24 protein-coding genes and 1 pseudogene are annotated in these 25,865 nt (G+C 71.9%); 11 read left to right on the top strand and 14 right to left on the bottom strand.

The features are described 5' to 3' along the window. Positions 1-17 precede the first annotated feature (17 nt). Both mmsB and mmsA read right to left on the bottom strand, forming a co-directional pair. Positions 18-1,358, bottom strand: a complete 1,341-nt coding sequence (mmsB, locus tag OHS82_RS04545) for a multiple monosaccharide ABC transporter permease (protein WP_328433335.1) — start codon at positions 1,356-1,358, stop codon at positions 18-20. After that, on the bottom strand, positions 1,355-2,905 hold the full coding sequence (gene mmsA / locus OHS82_RS04540; RefSeq protein ID WP_057576919.1) for a multiple monosaccharide ABC transporter ATP-binding protein: 1,551 nt from the start codon (positions 2,903-2,905) through the stop codon (positions 1,355-1,357). Before mmsA ends, mmsB begins: the two co-directional genes overlap by 4 nt. 211 nt (positions 2,906-3,116) lie before the next feature. Here mmsA and OHS82_RS04535 point away from each other — a divergent pair, with 211 nt between their 5' ends. From OHS82_RS04535 to OHS82_RS04525, 3 genes are all read left to right on the top strand, one after another. Then, positions 3,117-4,382: an ROK family transcriptional regulator gene (locus tag OHS82_RS04535; protein WP_057576922.1), complete on the top strand. Its 1,266-nt coding sequence runs from the start codon at positions 3,117-3,119 to the stop codon at positions 4,380-4,382. Positions 4,383-4,473: 91 nt separating this feature from the next. Beyond that, a complete protein-coding gene (locus tag OHS82_RS04530) occupies positions 4,474-6,258 on the top strand; it encodes an RNA ligase family protein (RefSeq protein WP_328433334.1) in 1,785 nt (594 codons plus the stop codon). Continuing rightward, on the top strand, positions 6,258-9,203 hold the full coding sequence (locus OHS82_RS04525; RefSeq protein ID WP_328433333.1) for a poly(A) polymerase: 2,946 nt from the start codon (positions 6,258-6,260) through the stop codon (positions 9,201-9,203). The genes OHS82_RS04530 and OHS82_RS04525 overlap by 1 nt, the downstream gene beginning before the upstream one ends. 72 nt (positions 9,204-9,275) lie before the next feature. Here the strand turns inward: OHS82_RS04525 and OHS82_RS04520 are convergent, their stop codons facing one another. Then, complete coding sequence (locus tag OHS82_RS04520) at positions 9,276-10,463, bottom strand: cytochrome P450 (protein ID WP_328433332.1); 1,188 nt, start codon at positions 10,461-10,463, stop codon at positions 9,276-9,278. Between the two features lie 199 nt (positions 10,464-10,662). On the opposite strand from OHS82_RS04520, the gene OHS82_RS04515 reads away from it, so the two are divergent. Continuing rightward, positions 10,663-10,998: a YnfA family protein gene (locus OHS82_RS04515; protein WP_057576931.1), complete on the top strand. Its 336-nt coding sequence runs from the start codon at positions 10,663-10,665 to the stop codon at positions 10,996-10,998. Between the two features lie 69 nt (positions 10,999-11,067). On the opposite strand, the gene OHS82_RS04510 is transcribed toward OHS82_RS04515, so the two are convergent. The 4 genes from OHS82_RS04510 to OHS82_RS04495 all read right to left on the bottom strand — a co-directional run bounded on the left by OHS82_RS04510 (position 11,068) and on the right by OHS82_RS04495 (position 15,163). After that, entirely contained in the window at positions 11,068-12,090 is a 1,023-nt protein-coding gene (locus OHS82_RS04510; protein ID WP_057576933.1) for a LacI family DNA-binding transcriptional regulator, read from the bottom strand. Between the two features lie 74 nt (positions 12,091-12,164). Continuing rightward, positions 12,165-13,001, bottom strand: a complete 837-nt coding sequence (locus tag OHS82_RS04505; protein ID WP_057576935.1) for an ATP-binding cassette domain-containing protein — start codon at positions 12,999-13,001, stop codon at positions 12,165-12,167. Further along, a complete protein-coding gene (locus OHS82_RS04500; protein WP_057576937.1) occupies positions 12,998-13,993 on the bottom strand; it encodes an ABC transporter permease in 996 nt (331 codons plus the stop codon). The genes OHS82_RS04505 and OHS82_RS04500 overlap by 4 nt, the downstream gene beginning before the upstream one ends. A 153-nt stretch (positions 13,994-14,146) precedes the next feature. Beyond that, the gene (locus tag OHS82_RS04495) at positions 14,147-15,163 is read right to left on the bottom strand and encodes a sugar ABC transporter substrate-binding protein (RefSeq protein ID WP_057576938.1); all 1,017 of its coding nucleotides are present in this window, start codon (positions 15,161-15,163) and stop codon (positions 14,147-14,149) included. A 323-nt stretch (positions 15,164-15,486) separates the two neighbouring features. Here OHS82_RS04495 and OHS82_RS04490 point away from each other — a divergent pair, with 323 nt between their 5' ends. The 3 genes from OHS82_RS04490 (at position 15,487) to OHS82_RS04480 (ending at position 17,898) form a co-directional block, all read left to right on the top strand. After that, positions 15,487-16,449 (top strand): carbohydrate kinase family protein, encoded by a 963-nt coding sequence (locus OHS82_RS04490; RefSeq protein ID WP_328433331.1) that lies wholly within the window; start codon positions 15,487-15,489, stop codon positions 16,447-16,449. 352 nt (positions 16,450-16,801) lie between these two features. Then, positions 16,802-17,110 (top strand): putative quinol monooxygenase, encoded by a 309-nt coding sequence (locus OHS82_RS04485; protein ID WP_328433330.1) that lies wholly within the window; start codon positions 16,802-16,804, stop codon positions 17,108-17,110. A gap of 98 nt (positions 17,111-17,208) precedes the next feature. Next, positions 17,209-17,898 (top strand): hypothetical protein, encoded by a 690-nt coding sequence (locus OHS82_RS04480; RefSeq protein WP_328433329.1) that lies wholly within the window; start codon positions 17,209-17,211, stop codon positions 17,896-17,898. Here the strand turns inward: OHS82_RS04480 and OHS82_RS04475 are convergent. Then, positions 17,877-18,563 carry a hypothetical protein gene (locus tag OHS82_RS04475; protein ID WP_057576944.1) on the bottom strand — a complete coding sequence of 229 codons (687 nt, stop codon included), beginning with the start codon at positions 18,561-18,563 and terminating at the stop codon, positions 17,877-17,879. The two genes, OHS82_RS04480 and OHS82_RS04475, sit on opposite strands and share 22 nt — an antisense overlap. A 133-nt stretch (positions 18,564-18,696) precedes the next feature. Here OHS82_RS04475 and OHS82_RS04470 point away from each other — a divergent pair, with 133 nt between their 5' ends. Then, entirely contained in the window at positions 18,697-19,131 is a 435-nt protein-coding gene (locus tag OHS82_RS04470) for an Hsp20/alpha crystallin family protein (RefSeq protein WP_057576946.1), read from the top strand. A gap of 194 nt (positions 19,132-19,325) precedes the next feature. Continuing rightward, entirely contained in the window at positions 19,326-19,721 is a 396-nt protein-coding gene (locus OHS82_RS04465; RefSeq protein WP_266716876.1) for a DUF2267 domain-containing protein, read from the top strand. Between the two features lie 51 nt (positions 19,722-19,772). Here OHS82_RS04465 and OHS82_RS04460 read toward each other — a convergent pair whose 3' ends face one another. From OHS82_RS04460 to OHS82_RS04445, 4 genes and pseudogenes are all read right to left on the bottom strand, one after another. Beyond that, positions 19,773-20,426 carry a DUF305 domain-containing protein gene (locus OHS82_RS04460; protein WP_328433328.1) on the bottom strand — a complete coding sequence of 218 codons (654 nt, stop codon included), beginning with the start codon at positions 20,424-20,426 and terminating at the stop codon, positions 19,773-19,775. An 89-nt stretch (positions 20,427-20,515) separates the two neighbouring features. After that, positions 20,516-20,914, bottom strand: coding sequence for a DUF6153 family protein (locus tag OHS82_RS04455; RefSeq protein ID WP_057577018.1), 399 nt, complete (start codon positions 20,912-20,914; stop codon positions 20,516-20,518). A gap of 115 nt (positions 20,915-21,029) precedes the next feature. Continuing rightward, positions 21,030-21,540 (bottom strand): annotated as a pseudogene (locus OHS82_RS04450) (spore photoproduct lyase family protein); the annotation flags it as partial. Continuing rightward, entirely contained in the window at positions 21,540-22,190 is a 651-nt protein-coding gene (locus tag OHS82_RS04445) for a hypothetical protein (RefSeq protein ID WP_328433327.1), read from the bottom strand. The gene OHS82_RS04445 and the pseudogene OHS82_RS04450, both read right to left, overlap by 1 nt. Positions 22,191-22,394: 204 nt before the next feature. On the opposite strand from OHS82_RS04445, the gene OHS82_RS04440 reads away from it, so the two are divergent. Beyond that, the gene (locus OHS82_RS04440) at positions 22,395-23,618 is read left to right on the top strand and encodes a phospholipase D-like domain-containing protein (RefSeq protein ID WP_328433326.1); all 1,224 of its coding nucleotides are present in this window, start codon (positions 22,395-22,397) and stop codon (positions 23,616-23,618) included. Between the two features lie 208 nt (positions 23,619-23,826). After that, a complete protein-coding gene (locus tag OHS82_RS04435; RefSeq protein WP_328433325.1) occupies positions 23,827-24,672 on the top strand; it encodes an RNA polymerase sigma factor SigF in 846 nt (281 codons plus the stop codon). 52 nt (positions 24,673-24,724) lie between these two features. Here OHS82_RS04435 and OHS82_RS04430 read toward each other — a convergent pair whose 3' ends face one another. Together OHS82_RS04430 and OHS82_RS04425 are read right to left on the bottom strand one after the other, a co-directional pair. Further along, positions 24,725-25,174 carry an ATP-binding protein gene (locus OHS82_RS04430; RefSeq protein ID WP_057576955.1) on the bottom strand — a complete coding sequence of 150 codons (450 nt, stop codon included), beginning with the start codon at positions 25,172-25,174 and terminating at the stop codon, positions 24,725-24,727. Positions 25,175-25,336: 162 nt separating this feature from the next. After that, positions 25,337-25,759, bottom strand: coding sequence for an ATP-binding protein (locus OHS82_RS04425; protein WP_057576957.1), 423 nt, complete (start codon positions 25,757-25,759; stop codon positions 25,337-25,339). Between the last annotated feature and the right edge of the window lie 106 nt (positions 25,760-25,865).

The following is a 25,865-nucleotide window of genomic DNA, read 5'->3' as shown; positions in this document are numbered from 1 at the left end:
CGGGCGGACCCTGCGGGTCAGCCCGCGATCTTGGTCTTGCCGGTGTCGGTTCCCGAGTCGGTGTCGGTGTCGCTTCCGGCGGCGGCGTCGGAGGCCCGCGCCGGCGGGACCGTCGCCGCGGCCGGGGAGTCCGGCCGGAAGGGGCGCATCAGGGTTGCGACGATCGAGAAGCGTCCCCGGCTCTTGTTGTAGACGTCGAAGGCGACGGCGAGCAGGAGGACGAGTCCCTTGATGATCTGGACCATGTCGGAGCCCACGCCTTCGAGTTGAAGGCCGTTGTTGAGCAGGGCCATGACCAGACCGCCGACGATCGAGCCGCTGACGGTGCCCAGGCCTCCGGAGACCGCCGCGCCGCCGATGAACACGGCCGCGATGGCGTCCAGCTCCCAGCTCAGGCCGTCCTGCGGTCCGGAGGCCGCGGAGCGGGCCACGAAGATCATGCCGGCGAGGGCGGCCAGCACCGACATGTTCGTCATGACGAGGAAGTTGACCCGCTTGAGCTTCACGCCGGACAGCTCGGCCGCGCGCGCGTTGCCGCCGACGGCGTAGATGTGCCGGCCGCCGATGGTGTTGCGGGTGTAGTGCGAGTAGGCGAGGACCAGGACGATCAGGATGATGCCGGAGATCGGCAGGCTGGTGCCGATCCGGCCGCCGGCGAAGCGCAGCGTCGCGAACACGATGACGCCGATCATCACGGCCAGACGGATGCCGGCGATCCACAGCGGCGCCGGGTCGGCCCCCATCTCACGGCGGGTGCGGCGCGCCGTCCACTCCCGCCACACCACACCTGCGCAGGCGGCGAGACCGAGCAGCAGGGTCAGGTTGTTGTAGCCGGTGTCCGGACCGACCTCGGGCAGGAAGCCCGCGCCGATCCTGCGGAAGCCCACGGGCACCGGAACCGTGTCGGCGTTGCCGATGTACTGGTTGCCGCCGCGGAACAGCAGCATCCCGGCGAGGGTCACGATGAAGGCGGGCACGCCGACGTAGGCGACCCAGAAGCCCTGCCAGGCGCCGATCGCCGCGCCCACGAGCAGGCCGAGCAGTATGCCGACGGGCCACGGCAGGTCGTACTCCTGCATCGCCTTGGCGACGACGATGCCGGTGAACGCGGCGACGGAGCCGACCGACAGGTCGATGTGCCCGGCGACGATCACCATCAGCATGCCGATGGCCAGGATCAGGATGTAGGAGTACTGGCTGACGACCGCGATGAGGTTGCCGGAGGTCAGCGTGAGGCCGTCGGTCCAGATCTGGAACAGCAGGACGATCGCCACCAGGGTGGAGATCATGCCGAACTGGCGGGCGTTGGAGGTCGTGCCCCCGAAGAGATTCTTCTGCAGGTCGGTCATACGGCTCATGGCGTGGCGCTCTTCTTGGTAGCGGTCATCTTCTTCATCAGGAGTTCGGGATCGGCGTCGGCGCGCGCCACATCGCCGGTGACGGCGCCCTCGAACACCGTGTAGACGCGGTCGCACAGACCGATCAGCTCGGGCAGTTCGGAGGAGATGACGACGACCCCTTTGCCCTGGGCGACGAGCCGCTGGATGATCCCGTAGATCTCGAACTTGGCGCCCACGTCGATGCCCCGGGTGGGCTCGTCGAGGATCAGCAGGTCCGGATCGGTGAACATCCACTTCGCCAGCACGACCTTCTGCTGGTTGCCGCCGGAGAGCTTCACGACGCCCTCGTCGACGCCGGGCGTCTTGATCCGCAGACTCCGGCGGTACTCCTCGGCGACGTGGTGCTCGCGCACCCGGTCGATGACACGGCGCCGGGCGATCTTGGACAGTTTGGCCGACACCGTCGACGTCTTGATGTCGTCCAGGAGATTGAGTCCGATCGACTTGCGGTCCTCGCTGACGTAGGCGAGACCGTGCCGGATGGCGTCGGAGACCGTCTTCAGCCGGATCTCCTCGCCGTCCTTGAAGACCCGACCGGACAGCCAGGTGCCGTAGGACCGGCCGAAGAGACTCATCGCGAGTTCGGTGCGACCCGCGCCCATGAGCCCCGCGAACCCGACGATCTCGCCGCGGCGGACGTGGAACGTCGAGCCCTTGCACACCAGCCGGTCGTCCGAACCGGGGTGCCGCACCGTCCAGTCGCGGACCTCGAAGAAGACCTCGCCGATGTCGGGAGTGCGATCGGGGAAGCGGCTGTCGAGCTCTCGCCCGACCATGCCGCGCACGATGCGGTCCTCGTCGACGCCGTCGGCCTTCACGTCGAGGCTCTCGATGGTGCGGCCGTCGCGCAGGATCGTGATGGTGTCGGCGACCGCCTCGATCTCGTTCAGCTTGTGCGAGATGATGATCGAGGTGACGCCCTGCTCGCGGAAGCCGCGCAACAGGTCCAGCAGGTGCCGGGAGTCGTCCTCGTTGAGGGCCGCGGTCGGCTCGTCGAGGATCAGCAGCCTGACGTCCTTCGCGAACGCCTTGGCGATCTCGACGAGTTGCTGCTTGCCGACGCCGATGTCGCCGATCAGGGTGTCGGGGTCCTCGCGGAGCCCGACCTGTTCGAGCAGCTCCAGGGCGCGGCGCCGGGCCGCCTTCCAGTCGATGCCCGCGCGGCGGCGCGGTTCGTTGCCGAGGAAGAGGTTCTCGGTGATCGACATGCCGGGCACCAGGGCCAGTTCCTGGTGAATGATCACGATGCCGGCCTGTTCGCTGGACCGGATGTCGTGGAACCGGACCCGCTCTCCGCGGTAGACGACGTCGCCTGTGTAACTGCCGTGCGGGTGCACACCGCTGAGCACCTTCATGAGCGTGGACTTGCCGGCGCCGTTCTCGCCGCAGATCGCGTGGATCTCACCCTTCCGCACGGCGAGGCTGACATCGGCGAGCGCGGTGACGCCGGGAAAGGTCTTGGTGATCGACCGCATCTCCAGCAGGTTCGGGGCGGTGGGCGTCATGTGCGCTGCTCCCCACCGCGGGGAACGCGTCGCGTTCCCGAGCCTTCGGGCCTGCGGCATTGCTTGGACATCAACTTGCCTCCGATGGCACTGCCCTGTGCCGTCGTGTCCGAGATTTCGTCTGCGGGTCCGGACACTAAATCCATTTGTTTTACTAAGTCAATGGGCCGCGGGAGATAGGTTGGCGGGGGGTTACGAGAGAGGACCGTGCGTGCGGCAGGCAGGAACGAACCTTCCGAAGGTCGGGCGATACAACCGGGCCGTCGTCCTGGACCAGATCCAGCTCGCCGACGGCGTCAGCCGCGTCGAGATCGCCCAGCACACCGGCCTCACCCCGCAGACGGTCTCGGGCATCGTGCGCCGTCTGCTCGACGAGGGCATCGTGCGGGAGGACGGCGCGAGCCGGGTGTCCAGCGGCGGCAAGCCCCGCACCACCCTGCGGATCAACGCCGAGGCGGGCAGCGCGGTCGGCCTGCACTTCGACCCCGTGGAGCTCAGCTGCACCGTGGTCGACCTGCTGGGCCGGCCGCTCGTCGTCAAGAAACGCCCCACGCATCCCGGCATCGAGCCGGCCCAGGTCGTCAAGGACATGGCGGAACTGGTCGCCGACGTGCTGGCCGAGACGGGCGTCGCCCGCGACAGGGTCCTCGGGCTGGGCCTCGCCACTCCCGGCCCGATCGACCTCGGACAGGGGGCCATCGTCGGAGCGCCCCAGCTGGCCCGATGGACCCGGGTGCCGGTGCAGCACATGCTGAGCGAGGCGACCGGCCTGCCGGTCACCCTCGACAACGACGCCACCGCCGCCGCCGTCGGTGAGCGCTGGTCGGGCGCGGGCCGAGGCGTCGCGGACTTCGCCTACTTCTTCTTCGGCACCGGCGTCGGCGGCGGCCTCATCCTCAACCACCAGGTGTACCGGGGCGGTTCACTCAACGCGGGAGAGTTCGGGCACTCCTCGGTGCTGCCCGAGGGACCGGAGTGCTACTGCGGCAACCGGGGGTGCCTGGAGCGGCTCGTCAACCCCACGGCCATCGTCGACGCGGTGCACCGCAGGCTGGCCGCCGGAGCGCACCCGGACAGCGAGCTGGCGCGGATGTTCGCCGACCGTCCCGAGTCGGTCGACCATGCCGCGATCGGGGTGGCCGCGGCGGCGGGCGACCCGGTCGCCGCCGCGGTCATCGACGAGACCGCGGAGCACGTCGCCTCCGTCGCGGTCGACATCGTGAACTTCATCGACGTCGACCTGATCGTTCTCGGCGGTCACGGCATCCAGCACGTCGAGTCGCGCTACGTCGAGGTGGTCGCCGCCGCGCTGGCCGCCCGCCCGCTGTCGCGCCATGTCCGGGTCGTCGAGGTCGAGGCGTCCTGGCTCGGCACGGACGCGGCGGTGGTGGGCAGCGCGGCACTCGTCCTGCACGCCACGTACTCCCCGCAGCTGTCCGCCCTGCTGGGCACGGCGGCGCCCGGCGGAACGCGATGACCCGCAGGCCGCTTCCCTCTGCCGATGGGCCGACGGGGCGTCCGGTAAATCCGATGGAGGGCGGTGTTTCGGCGCTCCTATAGTGGCCCGCATGCGTGCCTCCTACCCTCGAACCCCTCATTTGCCCTGGTCACCTGGCATGTCATCAGACGATGTCCGGGCCGGTGGGCTGAGCGGGCTCGCCGGGCGGGAAGTCGTCGTCACCGAGAAACTCGACGGGGAGAACACGACGCTGTACGCGGACGGGCTGCACGCGCGGTCCGTGGACTCGGCGCACCATCCGTCGAGAACGTGGGTCAAGGCGTTGCAGGGGCGGGTGGGGGCGCGGATCCCGGCGGGCTGGCGGGTGTGCGGGGAGAACATGTACGCGCGGCACTCGATCCCGTACGACGACCTGGAGGGTTACTTCTACGGGTTCTCCGTGTGGGACGAGCACGACCGGTGTCTGGGCTGGGACGAGACCGTGCGGTTCCTGCGCGAGCTGGGCGTGCCGACGCCGCCGGTGCTGTGGCGGGGAGTGTTCGACGAGCGCGCGCTGCGCCGCCTGCGGGTGGAGACCGGGCGGCAGGAGGGATACGTCGTACGCACCGTCGAGGGCTTCGCACGCGACGACTTCGCCGGACGGATCGCCAAGTGGGTACGGCCGGGACACGTCACCACGGACACCCACTGGATGCACGCGGCCGTCGTGGAGAACGGCCTCGGCGCGCGGGCCGCGCTGTGGGCCGTGCGGTCCGGGGCGGACCCGGACGCGAGGGCACTGGCCCGGTACGTGCGAGGGCGGAGCGCCCACGGCGACGCGGACGGCGACCCGGACGCCCGTGCGCACGCAGCCGCAGCCGCTGAGGCGGAGGCGGAGGCGGCCGCCGAGACGAGCGCGCGGCTGGCCGCGCTCGGCCGCGGCGGGGACGCCCTTCTCGCCGGGGTGCTCGCCGCACTGCTGCATCGCACACCGCGGGCGTCGCTGATGCGCAGGGCCGCCGGCCCCCTGGGGGTGCCGCTGGCGAGGCGCGTCGCCGACCTGGTGGGCCTGCACACCGCACTGCAAAGGCCGTACCCCGACGCGGAGCGGCGGGCCGGGCTCGTACGGATGTCGTTCGCGGCCGACCTGGGTGTGCTGCACGCCGTCGCGGCGGCGGCCGCGGGGGACGACCGGACGGCGCGCGAACAGGTGGAGTGGTCGGCGCTGCACGCGGAGGAGGCGGGGCTGCTCGTCGATGCTCCGCTCGCGCCCCTGCAGTCCGGGCTGCGTACGGCGCTGGCGCGGGACGGCATCCGCGGCGAGGCGGCGGACCGCTGCTGGGCGGAGACCCGGGAGACGTACGCTCGGGGGCGGATCCGCACCGTCGAGGAGGCCGTCGCGTCGACCTGGCGCTGGCGGGACGGGGACTTCCCCCGGCTGGTGCACCTCGTGGGCCCGTCCGGCAGCGGCAAGAGCGCCTTCGCGGCGCGGCTCGACGGCGTGTCGGCGCGCGTCGAGCTGGACGCGCTGCGTGCGGCGCGCGGCTCGCGGGCCGATCAGAAGGCCAACGGGGAAGTGCTGCGGGAGGGACTGGACCGCCTGGACGGAGCGCTCGCGGCCGGCGGCACGGTCGTGTGGGACGCGACGTCGCTCAACCCGCAGCAGCGTTCCCTGGTCCAGGCCGTGGCGCGTCGGCGCGACGCGCTGGTCACCCATGTCGTCGTCCTCGCCGACGAGGACGAGCTGGGACGGCGCAACGCCACCCGCGCGCATCCGGTGCCGTCGGACGTGCTGGCGGGGCAACTGCGCCGGTTCGTGCCGCCCTACCCGGGCCAGGCCCACCGCACCTGGTACGTCGGCGCGGACGGGACCGTGCAGGACCGCGACGGCACACTGGAGGGGGAGGACGCCTGATGCGTACCAGCGAGGAGATCTACCACCAGGTGCGCTGGGACGCGCGGTTCGACCCCGCGCGGTTCGTGTTCGGCGTCCACCAGCGGGGCGCCGCGCCCAAGCGCGTGCCGCTGGCGACGTTCGTGCCGGGCGGCGAGATCCCCTGGCACCGGGTGCTGTTCGTCGAGGCGGACGGCGAGATCGTGTGGGACCGCGCCACGGGGGTGGACCGCGTCGACGCCTCCGGCGCCGGCCGGGTCCGCGAGGCACGCCGGCTGCGCGCGCCTTTCTTCACTGCGCGCACGCCGCACGCGTGGGACGCGGCCGCCGGACGGTGGCGCCCCGCGGCGCACGCCCAGGGGGAGCAGGGCCGCGACCGGATCAGGGTGCTGACCTGGAACACGCTCTGGGACCGCTACGACAGCCACCGCATCGACACCGCCCTGCGCCGCCCGCTGCTGCTCGACGCGCTCGAGCGCGCGGACGCCGACGTCATCGCCCTGCAGGAGGTCGAGGCGGGGCTGCTGACCATGCTCCTGGAGGCGTCCTGGGTCCGGGCCCACTACATCCTCGGCGCCGACCCCTACGGCAAGGACGTCGACGACTGCGGTCTGCTGCTGCTCAGCCGGCTCCCGGTGCGGGAGGCCGCCCTGCACGTCCTCGGCCGCCACAAGGCCGTCACCGCCGTCGTCGTGGACACCGCGGCCGGACCGCTGACGGTGGCCGCCACGCATCTGACGAGCGACCACTCCGAGGAGGGGCCCGCCCGGCGCGCCGCCGAACTCACCGGTCTCGCCGAGGGAACGGCGGGTGTGACGGGCGGTCTGGTCCTGGTCGGCGACTTCAACGACGGCGGCCCGGGCCCGGCGCGCACGCTCGGCATGCTCGACGCCTGGACCGAGGCCCACGGCCCGCACGACGACTCGCCCACCTTCGACCCCGTCGACAACCCGCTCGCCGCCGTCTCCTCCCTGTCCGGCCGCGTCTCCCGGCTCGACCGCGTCCTCGTCCGCCCCGCCGGCGGCCCGCGCGTGACCGGGGCGACGCTGCTCGGCACCACGCCCACCCCGGAAGGGCTGTTCGTCTCCGACCACTACGGGGTCGCCGCCGACCTGTACTGCGGCGTCGACCCGCCCGTCGACGTCCTCGACATCGAGCCGACGCCGCGTACGGCACTGGCGTGGGTGCCGCCGCGCGAGCTGTGGCCGGCGATCCAGGACGTGCGCCGGGACCACGACGTGCAGATCCGGCGCTGGCCGCCGCACGTCAACGTGCTGTTCGGGTTCGTCCCCGAGGCCGACTTCGAGCGGGCGGCCCCGCTGCTCGCCGCGGCCGCCGCACAGGTCGAGCCGTTCACGGCACGGCTCGAGGGACTGCACACCTTCGCCCACGGGCGCGACGCCACGGTGTGGCTGGACCCGGCGGCGGACGACGCGACGCCGTGGGCGCAGCTGTGGCAGGCGCTCGTACGGCGATTTCCCCGCTGCCGTGGACGCCACGACGGATTCACCCCGCACCTCAGCCTCGGCCGGACCGGCGATCCGCACGACGTCGCCGCCGACTGCGCGAGGCGACTCTCCCCGATGACCGCCCGCGTCGGCGAACTCGTCCTGCTGTCCCGGCGGGGCGACGAACCGATGCGACCGCGCGCCACGGTCGCCCTCGGCACCGGCGAGGTGCGGTGGCTACCCGAGCCGGACCTCGGCCGGCCCGACCGCGGACGGGAGGACTGGGCCTCGCCCGCGGCCGGCGCGAGCGTCCGGCCGGCTGCGGACGAGCCGGCGGCCGAGCACGTCCTGCGGTGCCTGGCGGACGCGCTCGGTGAGGGCGTCGTCCACCTCGCGGGCTCGCGGCGCATGGGCTGCGCCCTCGCCGGAGCCGACCTGGACATCGTCGCGGCGCTGCCCGGCACCGTGGAACTCGCCGCGGTGCGGGAGCGGGTGGTGGCCGCGCTGCCGCACGCCGCACGGATGCGGGAGGTCGTCGGCGCGCGCGTGCCGGGACTGCGGTTCCACGTCGAAGGGCTGGACGTGGACCTGGTGGTCGTCGCCACGGGAGCGATGCCGGCGGCGGAAGCACTGCCCCGGCGGGCCGAGCTGGGCGAGGCCGCGGCGATCGCGTTGAGCTCGGTGTCCGACGCGGAGGCGGTCCTGGCGGCCGTGGGCGCACACGGCCTGCCGGGTTTCGTGGAGCTGGCCCGGGGCGTCAAGGCGTGGGCGAGGGCCCGCGGACTGGACGGAGCACCGTTCGGCGGCCTGCCCGGCGTGGCGTGGGCGGTGCTCGCGGCGCACACGGTCTGTCGGTCGCCCGGCGTGTCGGACCCTGCTGAGCTGCTGCGACGGTTCTTCGGGACCTGGGCGGCATGGGACTGGCGCGAGCCGGTCGGTCTCACCGGGGACGGGCGCGGAACCGCCAGGACGCACTTGCGCCACGACCCGCCGCAGGCGCACCAGAACCACGCCGCCCTCACCGTGCTGACGCCCGCCGCACCCGTGCGGTCCTGCACCGAACAGGTCGGCCCGCGGGGTCGGGACCTGGTGAGCAGGGAGCTCTACCGGGCCTGGGAGACGGTGGAGGACGCCGCCCGGTCCGGCGCCGATCCATGGCCCGCGCTGCTGTCCCCGCCGCCCCTGCATCGGCGGCACGCGGCTTGGGCCGTGGTGACGGTGCGGGGGCGGCGGACGCGGGACTTCGACGAGCTGAACGGGCGGGTACGAGGACGGCTGCGCGCGCTGCTCACGGCGCTGGAGGAGACGGGGGTGGAGGACGCGCACGCCTGGCCGAGGCAGTTGCCCCCGGCGCCGGCGTCCGCCGGGGAGCCCACGGGCGCGCGCTACGTCATCGGGCTCGGACGCACGCCGCCCGGCGCGGAGCGGCTGGCGGACATGGCCGGCCGGTGGTCCGCCGGCCTGCCGGGCGTGGAGGTGGCGTACGTCGACGCGGGAGCGGTCCCCACGCTGCGCTGAGCCCTGCGGCGTGGGGACCGGCGTACCTCCCGGCCTGCGTGCGGCGGTCTCACCCGCGTGGACGCGGGGTGGTCAGGCGGCCTTCCGTGCGACGAGCCGGACGGGCACCTCGGCGTAGGTGTTCAGGATCGTGTTCTCCGCGATCACCGGGTCGCCGGTGAGCTCGATCCGCTCGACGGAGTCGAGCAGCGCGTGGATCAGGGCGTGCAGTTCCAGGCGGGCGACGCCGTGACCGACGCAGCCGTGCGCGCCGTGGCCGAACGCGAGGTGGTCGCGCGGATTGCGGCGCAGGTCGAACTCGTCCGCGCGCTCCCACTTGCGCTCGTCACGGTTCGCGGAGGCGAACAAGGCCCACACCCGCGCGCCCTGAGGGATCGTCACCCCGCCGAGCTGCGTGTCGCGCGCGGCGACACGGGTGAGGCCCCGCACGGGAGTCTCGAACCGCAGGAGTTCGTTGATCGTCGAGGCCACGAGCCCGGGCTCGGCGCGAAGGGCGGCCCACTGGTCCGGGCGCTCGGCGAAGACGACGAGCAGATGGCCGATCGCGGCCGCCGTGGTCTCCAGCGACGGGCCGATGAAGTCGACGAGAAGGAGCGGGCACTTCTCGTGGGGGATGACACCCAGCTCAGCGGCCTCGAGCATGGCGGCCCCGGGACTCCCGGGCGCGAGTTCGCCGCTCGCCGCGAGCTCGTGGGCGAACGCGAAGAGACGCTGCGTCATCTCCATGTTGTGCGGGGTGCGTTCCGTGACCGGGCCCAGCAGGTCGTTGCCGACCTGGCCCCACTCGTAGAGGTGCTCACGGTTGCGGTCGGGCAGGCCGAGGTAGTCGGGTATGACCAACATGGGCATCGCCTGGGCCAGTTCGGCGACGCCGTCGATCGCGCCCCGGGCGACGACCTCGGCGACCAGGCCGTGTGCCTTGCGGGCCATCTCCTCGCCGCGGCCCTGAACGGAGCCCGGCCGCAGTCCGGCCCCGACGACGGAACGCAGCACGTCGTGCTCCGGCGGATCGCTGACCAGGGTGACGCCCCGCATGATCCGGTTGACGTCGGGATCGAATCCCACGCCCTCGCCGGAAAGGAACGTGTCGTGGTCGGCCAGCGCGGCCTTCACCTCGTCGTACCGCGTGAGCGCGTAGACGTCCGGTTCGTGCAGCCGGACGACTCCGCCCAGCTCCCGTAGCTGCCGGTACTGCTCGTAGCGGATGCTCCGGGCCGAGGACGCGAACATGTCGATCTCTGCGCGGGGTACGACAGCCATGGTTTCTCCTGGAGGCGCGGGGGGAGTGGTTGACGAACTGGCCGCGGGCTAGGGATGGTCGACGACGTTCCTTCCCGGCCTGGCCGAGCCGGACACACCTTCCTGATCTTGCTCGGGCGCAGGCGTCGCAAAACCCGGGGTTCGGTCCCGTCGCGGAAGGGGGCCGGAGCCCGACGGCGGGCTGCGTAGAGTGCCGCCCATGACCGTCGCGCGCTCCCTGGTCCTGTTCCTCGCCGCCGCCCTGCTCGAGATCGGCGGGGCGTGGCTGGTCTGGCAGGGGGTCAGGGAGAACAAGGGATGGATCTGGGCCGGCGCGGGAGTCGTCGCCCTCGGCCTGTACGGGTTCGTCGCCACGTTGCAGCACGACGCCCACTTCGGCCGTGTACTGGCCGCCTACGGTGGCGTCTTCGTCGCCGGGTCGATCGCCTGGGGCATGATCGCCGACGGCTATCGACCCGACCGGTACGACGTCGTCGGCGCCCTCGTCTGCCTGGCCGGCATGGCGGTCCTGATGTACGCGCCGCGCGGCGCCTGACCCGGGCCGCCACGGGTCTCACCGGGTGTCGGCCACCGCGCGGCTTCCTCGCCGCCGGCTGAGCGCCGTCTACGCCGTGGGCGCGCGCTGCTCGCCCGAGCCGCGGACGATCAGCCGGGTGGGGACGGTGATGGTGTGGGCGCGGGTGCGGTCGCTGTCGAGTCGGGTCAGCGCGGTGGTGGCCGCCGCCCTGCCGAGTTCCTCCGCGTCCTGGGCGACCACGGTCAGAGCCGGTTCGAGGGCCTCGGCGAGCGCCACGTCGTCGAAGGCGACCACGGCGACGTCCTTGCGTCTGCTGCGGGCGAGTTCGGCGACTATGCCCAGCGCCATGATGTTGTTGCCGGCGAACAGCGCGGTGGGCGGATCGGCCAGGCCGAGGAGCCGGGCGGTCGCGGCCTCGGCGCCCTGCTGGTCGTGGGCGTTGGTGACCAGCGAGCGATCGTGGGGGATGCCTGCCTCCTCCAGCGCGGAGCGGTACCCGGCCAGACGTTCGCGGCGCGTGTACAGCTTCACGGGCAGGTCGCCGACGAAGCCGATGCGCCGGTGTCCGTGGGCGATGAGGTGGGCGACGCCGTCGTGGGCTCCGGCACGGTTGGAGCTGACGATGCTGTCCGTGGCCAGCCCGACGCCGGGACGGTCGAGGAAGATGACGGGGAGGCCCGCCGTGCGGTGGGGCTTGAGGTGCGAGTGGTCGGCGCCGACGGACGGAACGACCATCAGGATGCTGACCCGGCGGGCCAGGAACTTGTCGGTCAGGGCGCGTTCACGGTCGGGGTCGTCCGCGGAGGAGCCCATGAGCAGGGTCAGTCCGCGGTCGCGGACGGTGTCCTCGATGGCGCGGGCCACCGCGCCGAAGAACGGGTTGGCGAGGTCGGGGATGACCAGGCCGATGGTGGTGTCCGGGCCTCCGACGCGGATGTTGCGGGCCATCAGGTTCGGCTGGAAGCCGAGCCTGGCCACTGCGGCCAGTACCTGTTCCCTGGTCTGCGCGGAGGCGGGCCCGTCCTCGTTGAGGACCCGGGAGACCGTCTTGGCGCTGACGCCGACTTCTCGCGCGACGTCGGCCAGGGTGGGGCGGCGGTTGGCTGCCATGGAGGTAACCGTCTCCTGAGGGCTCTCGGTTCCGGCCGCGGCCTCGGCCGAAACTGCGAGAGCGGGTTGTGCTGTCAGGTGGCCTGGACTCCGGCGGCCTTGGCGGCCTCCGAATCCGCTACGACAGTATCTCCGGCCTCGTCGACGGTGAGTGCGCCGGTCATGATGGCGACGACCTCGGCCATGGAGTAGTCGGAGGGCTTGATCAGGGCGGCGCGCCGGCCGAGTCGGTGGACGTGGATCCGGTCGGCGATCTCGAAGACGTGGGGCATGTTGTGGCTGATGAGGACCACCGGCATGCCCTTGTCGCGGACGCGGCGGATGAGGTCGAGGACCTGGCCGGACTCCTTGACGCCGAGGGCGGCGGTGGGTTCGTCCATGACGACGACCGAGCGGGCCCAGGCGACGGCGCGCGCGACGGCGACGGCCTGGCGCTGTCCGCCGGAGAGGGTCTCCACGGCCTGGGTGAGCGAGCGCAGTCCGATCTTCAGGTCGGCCATGTGCTCGGCCGCCTCCTGGCGCATGCGCTTCTTGTCCAGCATGCGCAGGGCGCTGCCGAGGACACCGGGACGGCGCAGCTCCCGCCCGAGGAACATGTTGGAGGCGATGTCCATGGAGGCTGCCACGGCGAGGTCCTGATAGACCGTCTCGATGCCGTGGGCCTGGGCGCTTTGCGGGCCGGAGAACGTGATGGGGCTGCCGTTCAGCCGGATCTCGCCCGCGTCCGGGACGACCGCGCCGGTGAGGGCCTTGATGAGGCTGGTCTTGCCGGCCCCGTTGTCGCCGATGACGGCGAGGACCTCGCCGGGCAGGAGGTCGAAGTCGGCGCCGTCGATGGCGGTGACCTGGCCGTACCGCTTGACCAGGCCGCGGGCCTGCAGCACGGGCGTGGGGGAGGAGGTGGCGCTCATCGGGCCTTCTTCCGGGAGATCTGGTCGACGGTCACCGCGAGGATCACCAGGACGCCGGTGATCAGGGTCTGGTAGATGGAGGCGACGCCCATCAGCTGCAGTCCGTTGCGGAACACGCCGACGATGAGGACGCCGATGAAGGTGCCCAGCACCGAGCCGCGTCCGCCGAAGAGGCTGGTGCCGCCGAGGACCACGGCGGTGATGCTGTCGAGGTTGTCGGTCTGTCCGGCCTGCGGATCGCCCACCCCGGTGCGGGAGATGAGCAGCAGGGCGGCGATGCCGTACAGCAGTCCGGCCACCGTGTAGATGCCGATGGTCAGGCGCGAGGTGCGGATGCCGTTGAGACGGGCGGCCTCGGCGCTGTTGCCCAGCGCGTACACGTGCCGGCCCCAGCCGGTGCTGCTCAGCGCGTAGGCGAGGAGGAGGAACAGGGCGATGGTGACCAGGGAGCCGTAGGTGATGTCCGTGTGACCGAGGGGGAAGGTCTCACCGAGCGCGGTCAGCGGGCCGGGCAGGCTGGTGACCGTCTGCTCCTCGGAGTAGATGTGGGTGAGCGCGAACGCCACGTTGAGCATGCCGAGGGTGACGATGAACGGCGGCAGCGGGATCTTCTGCACCAGCAGCCCGTTGAGCAGCCCGAAGCCGCCGCAGACGGCCAGGCCCAGAGCGATCGCGACGAGCGGTGGGACGGAGCCCTCGGCGGCCGTCTTGGCGATCACGATGCTGCCGAAGGCCATCACCGCTCCGCACGACAGGTCGATCCCCGCCGTCAGGATGATCAGGGTCTGTCCGATGGCGAGGGTGCCCACGACCATGACCTGCTGCACGATCAGTGAGAAGTTCCCGCCGGTCAGGAACTGGTCGGTCGAGAAGGAGAAGAAGGCGCAGGCCAGGAGGAGGGCTGCCAGGGGTCCGGTGGTCGGCGCCGTGAGCAGTCTGCGGACCGTGGTCGGTGCTTTGAGCTCCGAGTACGGCGTGGTCGTGGCTGTCATGCGAAGTCCTTGTCGGAAGACAGATGTCCTTGTCGGAGGACGGGGGCCAAGGCCCCCGCCGCCGGGACAAGGGGGGCGGTCGTCCCCGTTCGGGGAGGTGGGCCGGCCGCCCCGCTGAAGGGAGTGACGTGTCGTACGGTCCTACAGGGCGGCTCAGCCCCAGCAGTTCTCCAGGCCGTAGGCGGTGTCCTTGGACGCGACCCCGTCCTGTGTCTTGTCGCTGATCAGCGTGACGCCGGTGTCGGTGTAACCGGACGCCTTCTTGCCGTCCTTGGCGTACGTCACGACGGCCTTGACGCCCTCGGCCGCCATCTTCAGCGGGTACTGCTGCGACGTCGCGGCGATCTTGCCGTCCTTGACGGCCTGGGTGCCGGTGCAGCCGCCGTCGACGGAGACGATCAGGACGTCCTTCTCCCGGCCCTTCGCCTTCAGCGCGGTGTACGCGCCCAGCGCCGCCGGCTCGTTGATCGTGTAGACGACGTTGATGTCAGGGCTCTTCTGGAGACAGTTCTCCATCGCGGTCTGGCCCTTGGCCTGGTCGCCGCCGGTGTCCTGGGCGCACAGCACGTCCTTGTCGGTGGCGCCGAAGCCCTTCAGGAAGCCGTCGTGCCGCTGGACTCCCACGGAGACGCCCGGCGCCAGGTCGAGGGTGGCTATCTTCGCGGCCTTGCCCTTCATGGCGGCCTTGGCGTACTCGCCGATCAGCTGGCCGGCCTTCAGGTTGTCGGTGGCGAAGAGGGCGTCGACCGCGCTCTGCGGGTCGGTCGGCGTGTCCAGGGCGATGACCAGAACGCCCTTGGCGCGGGCCTTCGCGATCGCGGGCACGATCGCCTTGGAGTCGCTGGGCGTGATCAGGATGCCCTTGACCCCGGCGGCGACCATGTTCTCGATGGCGGTGACCTGTCCGGCGTTGTCCCCGTCGAACTTGCCCGCAGCGGTGGACAGCTTGGCGCCGTTCTCCTTGGCGGCCTTCTCCGCGCCCTCCTTCATCTTCACGAAGAACGGGTTGGTGTCGGTCTTGGTGATCAGCCCGACCTTGACCTCGCCCGAGCCGGAGCTCGAGGAGCCCGAACCGGAGCCGGACCCGCAGGCCGTCAGGGTGAGGGCCGCGACGCCCGTGGCCGCGGCGACTCTGAGGAGGGAGGAGGACAGGCGAGTGGTGCGAGACATGATCGACTCCTGTGGGATAGCGGGCGGCACCGGGTAGGGATCAGAGCGTGCCGTCCGGGGTGTCATCGTTGACTTATGTCATCGTTGACACTTCCTGGCGAGGATGATGGACTCCGGATCCCGGCAACGTCAATGCCTTCCACCCGTCACAAATCGGCAACGTCCCCAGCCGCCGCCTCCGCGCAGTCGCCCGGTCGCGACGGCGCCGGGTCGCCCCTCCGCCCCGTCCGCCCGAGCAGACCACGGCCGTCCCGAGCCGTTTTCCGTACCGTTCTCCGAGTCGCTTCCGAGCCTTTCCCAGCCTTTCCGAGAGAGAGCAGCCCATGAGCCCGCGTCAGATCACCGTTCTGGGAGAGTGCGTCGCGGACGCCTTCGCGGAACCGGTCAACGCCTCGAACGAACTCGCTCTGCGGGTGCTGCCCGGCGGCGGCCCCGCGAACACGGCGGTGGCGCTGGCCAGGCTCGGCACACCGGCCCGCTTCCTCGCACGGCTGTCGGACGACGTGTTCGGCCGCCTTTTCCGGGCCCGCCTCGAGGCATCTGGCGTCGACCTGTCGTACGCCGTCGCCGCTGCCGAGCCCAGCACGCTGGCGGTGGCGGAGCTGGACGCGACCGGTCAGGCCGCCTACTCGTTCCACGCGCAGAACACGGCCGACTGGCAGTGGACGCCCGGCGAACTGGCGGCGGTGGACCTGTCCGGGGCGGCCTGCGTGCACACCGGGTCGCTGGCGCTGGTCCGCGAACCCGGCGGGGCGGTCGTGGAGGAGTTCCTGGCGGCGGCGGCTCCGCAGGCCACCGTCAGCATCGATCCCAACGTCCGGCCGCTGCTCGTGCGCCCCGAGGTCTACCGTGCCCGGCTGGCGCACTGGTGCTCCCTCGCCGACATCCTGAGGCTGAGCGAGGACGACCTGGCACTGCTGCTGCCGGGCGCCGGGCCGGAGCAGGCCTGCGACACCTGGCACGCCGCGGGGGTGCGGCTCGTGGTGATCACGCTCGGCGCCGACGGCGCGCTGGCCTCGCTCGACGGTGAGCGGCTGCGGGTGCCGGCGGTGACCACCCCTGTCGTCGACACCGTCGGCGCCGGCGACTCCTTCACCGCGGGGCTTCTGCACCACCTCGGCGCCCGCGGACTCCTCGGCGGCCGGCTGGACGGTCTCGGCCTCGACGACGTCGCGGAGGCCTGCCGGTTCGGCGCTCGGGTCGCGGCCCTGACCTGCTCGGTCGCCGGCCCCAATCCACCGTGGCTGGACCAGCTGGCGCAGCTCTCGCCCACCGGTGGAGCCTGAGCCCTCGGGCCGACCCGTCGGGCGCGATCCACGCCGGGCCGTTGACGCGCGGGGCGGACTGCGCCCATCATCGGGCCACTCGATGTCATCGATGACACAGGTCGGCGACGACGTCGAACGGCTGCCGCCCAGACCTCGTCCCCGGTCTCCGGTCTCCCGGTCTCCCGGTCTCCCGGTCTCCCGGTCTCCCGGTCTCCCGGTCTCCGGACTCCGGACTCCGGTCTCCGGTCTCCGTCACCGCTCACGCCCATCACCGCTCCGCACCGACGCGCACGACGACGCGCAGGGCGCCAACTCGCCCCACAGCACCCCACAGCACCGCACCGCCCACGACGGACAAGGACACGAAACCGTGAAGAAGACCCTGCTCGCCGAGTTCACCGCCCGCGAAGGAGCGCAGGACGAGGTCGCCCGCCTGATCGGCGACTACGCCCTCGAGGTGCGCGAGGAAGCGGGAAACGTCGCCTTCGACGTCTACACCAAGGCTGCAGAGCCGCGTGCCTTCTGGATCTTCGAGGTGTACCGGGACGAGGAAGCCTTCCAGGCTCATCTGAACGCCCCGTACGGCGGCCCGTTCAACGCCGCGCTCACCCCGCTGATCGAGGAGGACGCCTCCGTGCTGACCTTCCTCGATCCGCTGTCCGCCGCTCGCAGTGAGTGAGCGGCGGACAAGGCGGGGAGGCCGACCGTCGCGGGCGGGAATCTCCGTTGCCGACGAGCGGCGCCCGCCGCGATCCTCAAGGCCATGAGGTATTCCGTATGCGGCTGAGGCTGCGACAGTTCAGGCCCCGCACGGGCCCGCACGAGCACCGTGTCGTCCAGCCGTGGGAGCCGCTGCGCGGCACCTCGCTGAGCGCACCCGAGCCCATCGGCGCCCTGTTCGGTGACCAGGAAGGGCTCACCCTGCTCTCGGGGCTGTTCTCCTTCGCCGCCTGCTCCCGGCACACGATCGTCCATCTGCCGCTGCGCCGCTCCCCCCAGCCCGACGAGGGTTTCGGCACGCCGGTCGACCTGGTCCTCGTCCATCACACGCTCGGTCTGCGCGCCGCCAAGTGGCCTGCACTGCGGCGCAAGTTGGTGCACGGCACGCCCCTGACCGCCGGCACCGACGAAGGCCGCACCGCCAGGGACGCCGCACGGTGGGCGGAACGCGAGAGGCGGGCCGACTTCCGCGGCCAGGTGCGGCACGCCACCCACGCCGGCACCTTCTTCCTGTTCGGAAACCGGGACGTGTTCGCCGCGGCCGCCGTGGACCTGGCCGAGGCGGCCTGCCGCGGGCCTCGTCACAAGCGCGTCGCTCAAGGCCACCCGGCGCTCATGACGGCGCTGCCCACGCTGGCCCAGCCACCCGGCGGCGGCCATGACGTCGAGGTGCTGGTCCTCTTCAAGCCCGGTCCGCCCCACGCCCACTCCGCACGTCCCGGGAGTCAGCGCCCCGGGGGTGTGTGAGGTCCCCGGCGCTGGTCGCCGCTGTCGCGGCGGAGTCGGTCGGTGTGGCGGGTCATGTCGTCGACGCGCGCGGCGAGTTCGGGGTGGCCCGGGGTCAGATACGAGCGTGCGCCGGTCAAAGGGCCGACGAGGGCGGCCGCGTCGTCCGCGGCGAGGGCGGCGCTGAGCTCGACGAGGGGGGTGCGGGCGGCGGCCGGGAGGTCCCCGAGCGCGGTGATCTGCCCGGCGAGCCGGCGCAGATCGGCTGCGTTGTCACGCGCCCAGGCGGTCACGGTGCGGTCGGCCGCGCGGCGGTCGCGGGTGGCCTGGACGCGTTGTTCGCCCGTCGACCCGGGGTTCCCGGGGCGAACGCGCAGGTAGCGGCGTTCGGCGGCCTGGCGGCTGGCGACGCCGAGGGGGTGGGCGAGGTCGGCCCAGCTGGCACCCGCCTCCCGGGCCTCCTCGATCAGGCCAGGTTCCCATCCGGCGAGCCGGTCGCGCACTTCGCGGAGCAACAGGAGTGCGGCGAGCGCCTGTTCCGAGCTGGGTCCGGCGGACGCGGAACGCCCGTCCGCGGCCGGCCTCCCGGCGGTGCGCAGAGCCTCGTTGATCGTGTCGAGGGCCGCGGCCGCGAGGAAGGAGGTGGGGGTGACGGAGTGGGGGTCGTGGTGATCGTCGGTGGTCATGCCGCCTCCGGTGGATGCCGTCATCGTATGGACGACATCGTGCTTGTCATCGTTTCGATGACATGTTACAACGGTGGCAGGTCACCCCGCATTGGCAGCAAGTGCCTGATCCGAACACTGGAGGTGTTTCCCGATGTTGATGCGCACCGACCCGTTCCGCGAGCTCGACCGACTCACCCAGCAGCTCCTGAACACCACGGGAACGTGGTCGCGGCCGTCGGCGATGCCGATGGACGCCTACCGTGAGGGCGACGAGTACGTGATCGCCCTCGATCTGCCCGGTGTCTCCCCGGACGCGATCGACGTCGACGTCGAGCGGAACATGCTGACCGTCAAGGCCGAGCGGAGGCCCGTCGCCAAGGCGGACGACGTGCAGATGGAGCTCAGCGAGCGGCCTCTGGGAGTCTTCTCCCGACAGCTGGTGCTGGCGGACACCCTCGACACCGAGCGCATCGAGGCGGACTACGACGCAGGTGTGCTGACCCTGCGCATCCCCATCGCCGAGCGCGCCAAGCCCCGCAAGGTGGCCATCGGCCGCGGCTCCGCGCACCGGGAGATCAGCGGCTGAGCCCGCCCCGCCTCCGGTCGGCGTCGGTCCGCGTCGGCCGACAGCGGTGGCCCGGCGGGCGAGCCGTCGGCCACCGCTCCACGATCACCCGATCACTCCGGGGCACTCCGGATCACCCACGATCACTCCAGACGAGAAAGGCATCCGCGTCACCGATGATTTCGCTGCAGGAGCCATGCCGGTCCACCGTGGGCATGACGTTCGAGCAGATGCTGGAAAGAGTGCGGTACGAAGGCGCGTACCCGACCCGCGCCCAGGCCGAGGAGTCCGTGCGCGCCGTGCTGGCCGCTCTCGGACGTCAACTCACGGGCGACGAGCGGGTGGAGCTCGCGGCCAGGCTGCCCCACGAGGCGGCCGTCACCTTCACCTCCGGGATTCCCGCCGCCGAACGCCTCACCGGTTGGGGCTTCGTCAAGGACCTGGCGTCCCGCACCGGCGGCACGGCGGCCACCACCCGCTGGGACACAGGCACCGTCCTTCGGGTCGTCGCCCAGCTCGCCGGCGAGGAACTGCTCGGACGTGTCCTCGACCGGCTCCCCTCCGGCTACGCGCTGCTGTTCGGCCGCGCCGAACTCACCCAGGCGGCCTGAACCGGGGGAGGGGAGGGGCCCACCGGGGCCGGCCCCTCCCCTCCGTCACCGTCAGCGCTTGCCGAGAAGCTTGTTCATCTCGGCGATCTCGGCGGTCTGCGCGGCGACGATGTCACCGGCGAGGGAGGTGGCGGGCGCGTACACGCCCTTGCTCTTCTCGGTGGTGGCCATGTCCACGGCACCCTGGTGATGGTCGACCATCATCGCGAGGAACATGGAGTCGAAGTCCTTGCCGGAAGCCTTCGCGAGGGCGGCCATGTCCGAACCGTCCATCATGCCGGGCATCGCGGAGCCCGAGTGGTCCATTCCGGGCATGGACTCCGCCGTGCTGTCGGACGACTCCGGGACGTCCTCACCCCATGACGTCAGCCAGCCGCTCATGGTCCTGATCTCCGGTTCCTGCGCCTTCTCGATGCGCGAGGCGAGGTCCTCGACCCGGGCGGAAGACGCCCGGCCTGCGGCCAGCCGCGCCATCTCCAGGGCCTGCCGGTGGTGCGGGATCATGCCCTGCGCGAAGGACACGTCCTGGGCGTTGTGGGCGGCGGCGGTGACTCCGGCGCCGGCCGAGGACGACGTGGAGCCGGGAGCGGCCGTGGAGCCGCCGCCGCTGCTGTCGCCGCCGCCGCAGGCGGCGAGGAGGAGCGCGGCGGCCACGGTGGCGGCCGACACGGCGGCGCGCTGGGCCGGGGTACGAGAGTTGCGCATGCTGAAACTCCTGGTGTCGTGCGAAAAGGATCCGGACATGCCGTTGGCACGGAAGGTCGCCGTGCCGGCGACGTGGTGCCGCGTGGTGTCTAGATCCGCAGGAGTTGCAGTTCCGCCAGAGAGGGCGGCGCGCGTGCCTCGTCCGGAGTCCGGCCCGCGCAGGAGCGGAGGGTGTCGGTGCGCACGGGCACGGCCACGGGGTCGGGAACGAGGGCCATGAGGGTCGGGGCGCCGCTCACCGCGGCCGCCACGCAGGTCGGGTCGGCGTGATGGAGGTGCCCCCCGCCGCATCCCCCGTGGTCTCCGGGACAGTGCTCCTGCGCGCTGACCGCGACAGCCCTCGTGTGCTGAGGCCCGGCGTGCTCGTGGACTGCCCCTCCGGGCGCCAGGGCGTGCATGGCCAGCAGGCCCGCCAGCACCCCGAGCACCAGCAACGCCCGCCATCGCCGCACAGGCGTCGGCGCGAGGCGCTGCTCCGGGGTCTTCATCGCGATCATCCTAGGGGAACTCTGTGGCGGGCTCGTCGACGGTGTCGACCGTGGGTACGGTCGTCGGTCTGTCCGCGTTCACCGCAGGCGCGGCCCGGCGCCCGGCACGGGTCGCTCAGAACGCGTGGCGGATGCGCAGCCAGGGAGCTCGGGCGGCCACCAGGGCGCGAACGCGTGCGACGGCCGGCGCCTTGGTGGCGCTCGCGTAGCGCACGTTCAGGGCGCCGTTCTCGGAGCGTTTGGTCTCCTGAAGGTCCGGCCGCCACAGGACGTCCTCGGCGCGAGGGTGCCAGCCGAGGTTGACCTCGTGCAGCTCCCGGTTGTGCGTCAGCATGATGACCTCGGCGGCGGCCTGCCGCTTCACCCGGTCGGGCAGGACGTCGTCCAGGTGCCCGAGAAGTTCCGCCCAGGCATCCTCCCAGCCGGGCCGGACGACGACGGGGGACAGGTTGAAGTGCACCTCGTAACCCGCGTCGACGAAGTCCGCTGCGGCGGCGATGCGCTCGGCGACCGGTGACGTGCGCACGTCCAGCAGTCGGGACTCCTCCGGGGGCATCACCGAGAAGTGGACGCGGGGTCCGGCCCCGCGGGTCCAGTGCCAGCAGGTCGGGGTTGACGAACCGTGTCAGGACGGCCGGCCGTCCCCCGGGGCGAGCCGTACGGTCGTCGTGACCCGGGTGAGTGCGGGCGTGCGCGGCACCGAGCCGAACCCGAACCGCACGGGCGGATCGACCGGTGCGACGCCACCGAGGTCGCCGCCCTCGAAAGACGCCGACACCGTGCGGACCGGCAGCAGGTCACGGGCGCCGTACCACTCCTCGCGGCTGCCGCCGGCGCTGCCGCGGGTGCGCACGCCCGGCATCAGTACCCGGGCTGGGACGTCGGTCAGCGCGCTCCATGCCGGACGGCGGGCGAGCGGCCCCGGCACGGCGCGCAGCAAGAGGCCGAGGAGCCCCCGCCGACCGGTGGTGAAGCGCAGGAGGAGCGGGCCGGCCGCGACGGTCCAGGTGTCGCCGTCGACGCGCACGTCGACCGGCACGACGCACACGGTGTCGAAGACGTAGGTCCCACTGACGAAGTCCGCCGTCTCCCGGGTGGGGGCGAACAACAGCCTCTCCCCGTCGGGACGCTCCACCATCACATCGCTGAACGACCCGAACGGCGACCGTGGCCAGTGACCCAGCACGAGACGTGTCCCCTGGGACGTGCCCAGGCCCGCGATCCAGCCGTCGAAGCGCAACCGCCTGCTCGTCGCCCGACCGCTTCCCGCCGTCATCCCGGTTCTCCCACCTGCGCGGACACACACCCGCAGGACGGGTACCCCGTCGGGCGTCCGCCCACGCGCCGCCGCGGTGGAGGACGACCCGCCCCGGCCGACGGGTGTCGCGGGAACTTCGGGGTACATGCTGCTCGCCGCGTCCCGAGCCGGTCCGGGCAGCGCGGCTTCTGTCTCCCATGGGCGCCGGCCAGGTGATGAGCCATGACCAGTACGCAGGAACGGCCCGAGTCGACGGCCCCCCTCGCCGGCATCCCGGCACGGGGGACCGCGCAGGAGCGCGCCGCACGCATACGCCGTCGACTCGAGCGGCTGATCGGCATCGCGGCGACCGAGGGCAACGCGCTCACAGCGCTGCGCAACGGGGACGAGATCTTCCCGGCGATGCTGGCGGGCATCCGGTCCGCCGAGCACACGGTGGACATGATGACGTTCGTGTACTGGAAGGGGGACATCGCCCGCGAGTTCGCCCGGGCACTGGCCGAGCGGGCGCGGGCCGGTGTGCGGGTACGGCTGCTGCTGGACGGCTTCGGCAGCAGACTGATCGAGAAGGACCTGCTGGCGGAGATGGAACAGGCCGGCGTGCAAGTGGCCTGGTTCCGCAGACCCTTGCTCCTGTCACCGCTGAAGCAGAACCACCGCTGCCACCGCAAGGTTCTCGTCGTCGACGAACAGACGGCCTTCACCAGCGGGGTCGGCATCGCCGAGGAATGGTGCGGGGACGCACGCAACGAGCACGAATGGCGCGACACCCATGTCGAGGTCCGCGGGCCGGCCGTGGACGGCATCGCCGCCGCGTTCGCGCAGAACTGGGCGGAATGCCACGACGAGCTCTTCGACGAGCGCGACCGGTTCGTCCAGCACCGTCCGCAGGGCGACGCGGTGGTGCAGGTGGTGCGCGGCTCGGCCAGCTTCGGCTGGCAGGACATGCAGACGCTGATCCGGGTCATGCTGGAGTCGGCGGAGCACCGCTTCCGCCTGGCCACCGCCTACTTCGCGCCCGACGAGTACTTCGTCGACCTGCTCTGCGCCACCGCGCGGCGGGGCGTCGAGGTGGAGATCCTGCTGCCCGGACCGCACACCGACAAGCGGGTCTGCCAGCTGGCCGGCCAGCACCACTACGAGGCCCTCACCGCGTGCGGGGTCAAGATCTACCAGTACCAGCCGACGATGATGCACGCCAAGGTCATCACCGTGGACGGCGTAGCCTCCCTGGTCGGCTCCACCAATTTCAACCGCCGCTCCCTGGACCACGACGAGGAGATCATGCTCGCCGTGCTGGAAGAGAAGTTCACCGGCACCCTCGACAGCCACTTCGACGAGGATGTGCGGGCCGCCGCGCTGATCCGGGAGGGGCGCTGGAAGCGGCGTTCCGTGCTGCAGCGCGCGCGTGAGGCGGCCGTCGTGCCCATCCGCCGCTTTCTGTGACTCCGTCGCACGTCGCCGTCGCCCTTCGTCCACCTTCCGCCGACAGCCCGACGTCCACGCTCGGAAGGTTCGCGGCCTGTTCTCGAGGTCACCCCACATTTCTCGTGAGCGCAGGCATGGGGGCAGAATAAAGGGGTAGGCGCGGGACGGCACCGGCCGCGTTCGGTCGGCGCCGCGGGAGGCTTCGACGGTGCGGGAGGGACAGGTCATGACGCTCAGGAGCGCGACGGCAACGGACAGGCAGGCCCACGAGCTGCCGGACATCGCCTGCCCTTCGCAGGTGGCGCCGAAGGACGCCCGCGAGCTGTCCAGGGTGTTCTTCGACCAGCTCGCGGTGCTGGAGGAGGGGACGGCGCAGTACCAGTACACGCGGAACACGCTGATCGAGATGAACATGTCGCTGGTGCGGTTCGCGGCCGGCCGGTTCCGCAGTCGTGGGCCGGAGGAGATGGAGGACATCGTCCAGGTCGGCATGATCGGTCTGATCAAGGCGATCGACCGGTTCGAGCTGACGCGTGAGGTGGAGTTCACCTCGTTCGCGGTGCCGTACATCGTGGGTGAGATCAAGCGGTTCTTCCGGGACACCACCTGGGCGGTCCACGTGCCCCGGCGGCTGCAGGAGGCCCGCGTGCAACTCGCCCGTGCCACGGAGGAGCTGCGCAGCCGCCTCGGCCGTACGCCCACCACCAAGGAGCTCGCCGAGCTGATGAGCCTCGGCGAGGACGAGGTGCGCGAGGCCCGCCTCGCCTCCAACGGCTACCACTCCTCCTCCCTGGACGCCGCCGTCAGCGGCAGCGCGGACGGCGAGGCGGCGCTGCAGGACTTCATCGGCGCCGAGGACCAGGCGCTGGAGCTGGTCGAGGACTTCCACGTGCTGGCTCCGCTGATCGCCGAACTCGACGAGCGGGACCGGCAGATCATCCACATGCGGTTCGTGGAGGAGCTCACCCAGGCCCAGGTCGGCGAACGCCTCGGCGTCTCGCAGATGCACGTCTCCCGGCTGTTGTCGCGCACCCTGGCCCGACTGCGGGACGGCATGCTCACCGAACGCTGAGCGCGCCGGGGACGCCGAGAACACGCGGTCGACCACCAAGAGCACGCGGTGACTAGTGGGCGGGTGCGTACAGACGCAGGTGCGCGACGACCCGTTTGCCGGTTTCCTGGACGACGGTCTGCAGCTGGTCGCACAGCCGGGTCACCAGACGCAGGCCGTGTCCGCCGATCCGGCCGGCGTCAGGGGCGCGCAGTTCGGGCGGGCGGGGAGAGGTGTCGCTCACGGTGACCCGCAGCAGGGCGGCGTCCGGTGTCACTTCCAGCGCCAGCCCGCCCGGCCCGGGCGCGTGACGCAGGGCGTTGGTGACCAGTTCGCTCACGATGAGCTGGGCGTCCTGGCTGGGCCGCCGGTCGGGGTGGTGTCCGGCCCGGGCCAGCAGTGTGCGCACCGCCGCACGAGCCTCGGCGATGGACGCACCCGGCGCGTCCCAGGCGGCGCTGAACAGCAGGGGTGCGAGGGGCTTGCGTGCGGGCGATGCCCGATCTTCAAGGGGGGTGGCCATAGAACTCTTCCCGGGGTCGTCCTCGTCGATTCGTCTGGGGTTGTCGTGGTCGTGTGATGCGGATACCCGCTGACCTCCCGTTCATGAGGGGCCCGGCGCCGGAGCCCGGGCGCCTCGTCACGGCAGGCTGCCGGGCGAGGGCGGGGCCTCACGCCACGCCGTTCACCGCGGATCCGGCTGAGGCGGCGGCTGGAAGCAGGCGGTGACCTTCTTGCCGCGGGGGCAGTGGTAGGCCAGCCAGTCGTCGGCGAGAGCGTCGACCAGCAGCAGACCGCGCCCCCCTGGGGCCGCGGTGCCGGGGTCGCGCGGCTCGGGGAGCCGGGGGGAGGAGTCGTGCACGGTCACATGGAGGCACTCCTCGTCCCAGGTGAGGATCAGCTGTGCCGCGCTGTGGGCGTGCACATGAGCGTTGGTGACCAGTTCGGACACGGCCAGCACCACGGAATCCACCAGGTCGGGCGCCGTCCTCGACCAGGCCAGCGACTCCAGGTGCGCTCGCGTCCAGTCCCGGGCGCTCTTCGCCCCGCTGTTCAGCGGCAGCGAACGCGCCCACCCCACGGCCCTCAGCGATGAGTCCTTCGCCACTGTCTCTCCTTGCGCCAACCGAACCGACCGTCGTCGATGTCCCGTCTGCCCAGAAATACCGGACCCAAGGTCGCCGCAGGGGAATGCGCCTCTCACGAGAGCACGC

The organism is Streptomyces sp. NBC_00425, from assembly GCF_036030735.1.
Lineage (GTDB): Bacteria > Actinomycetota > Actinomycetes > Streptomycetales > Streptomycetaceae > Streptomyces.
Note: the sequence above shows the minus strand (reverse complement) of the source record. Positions and strands in the feature narration are given on the sequence as shown.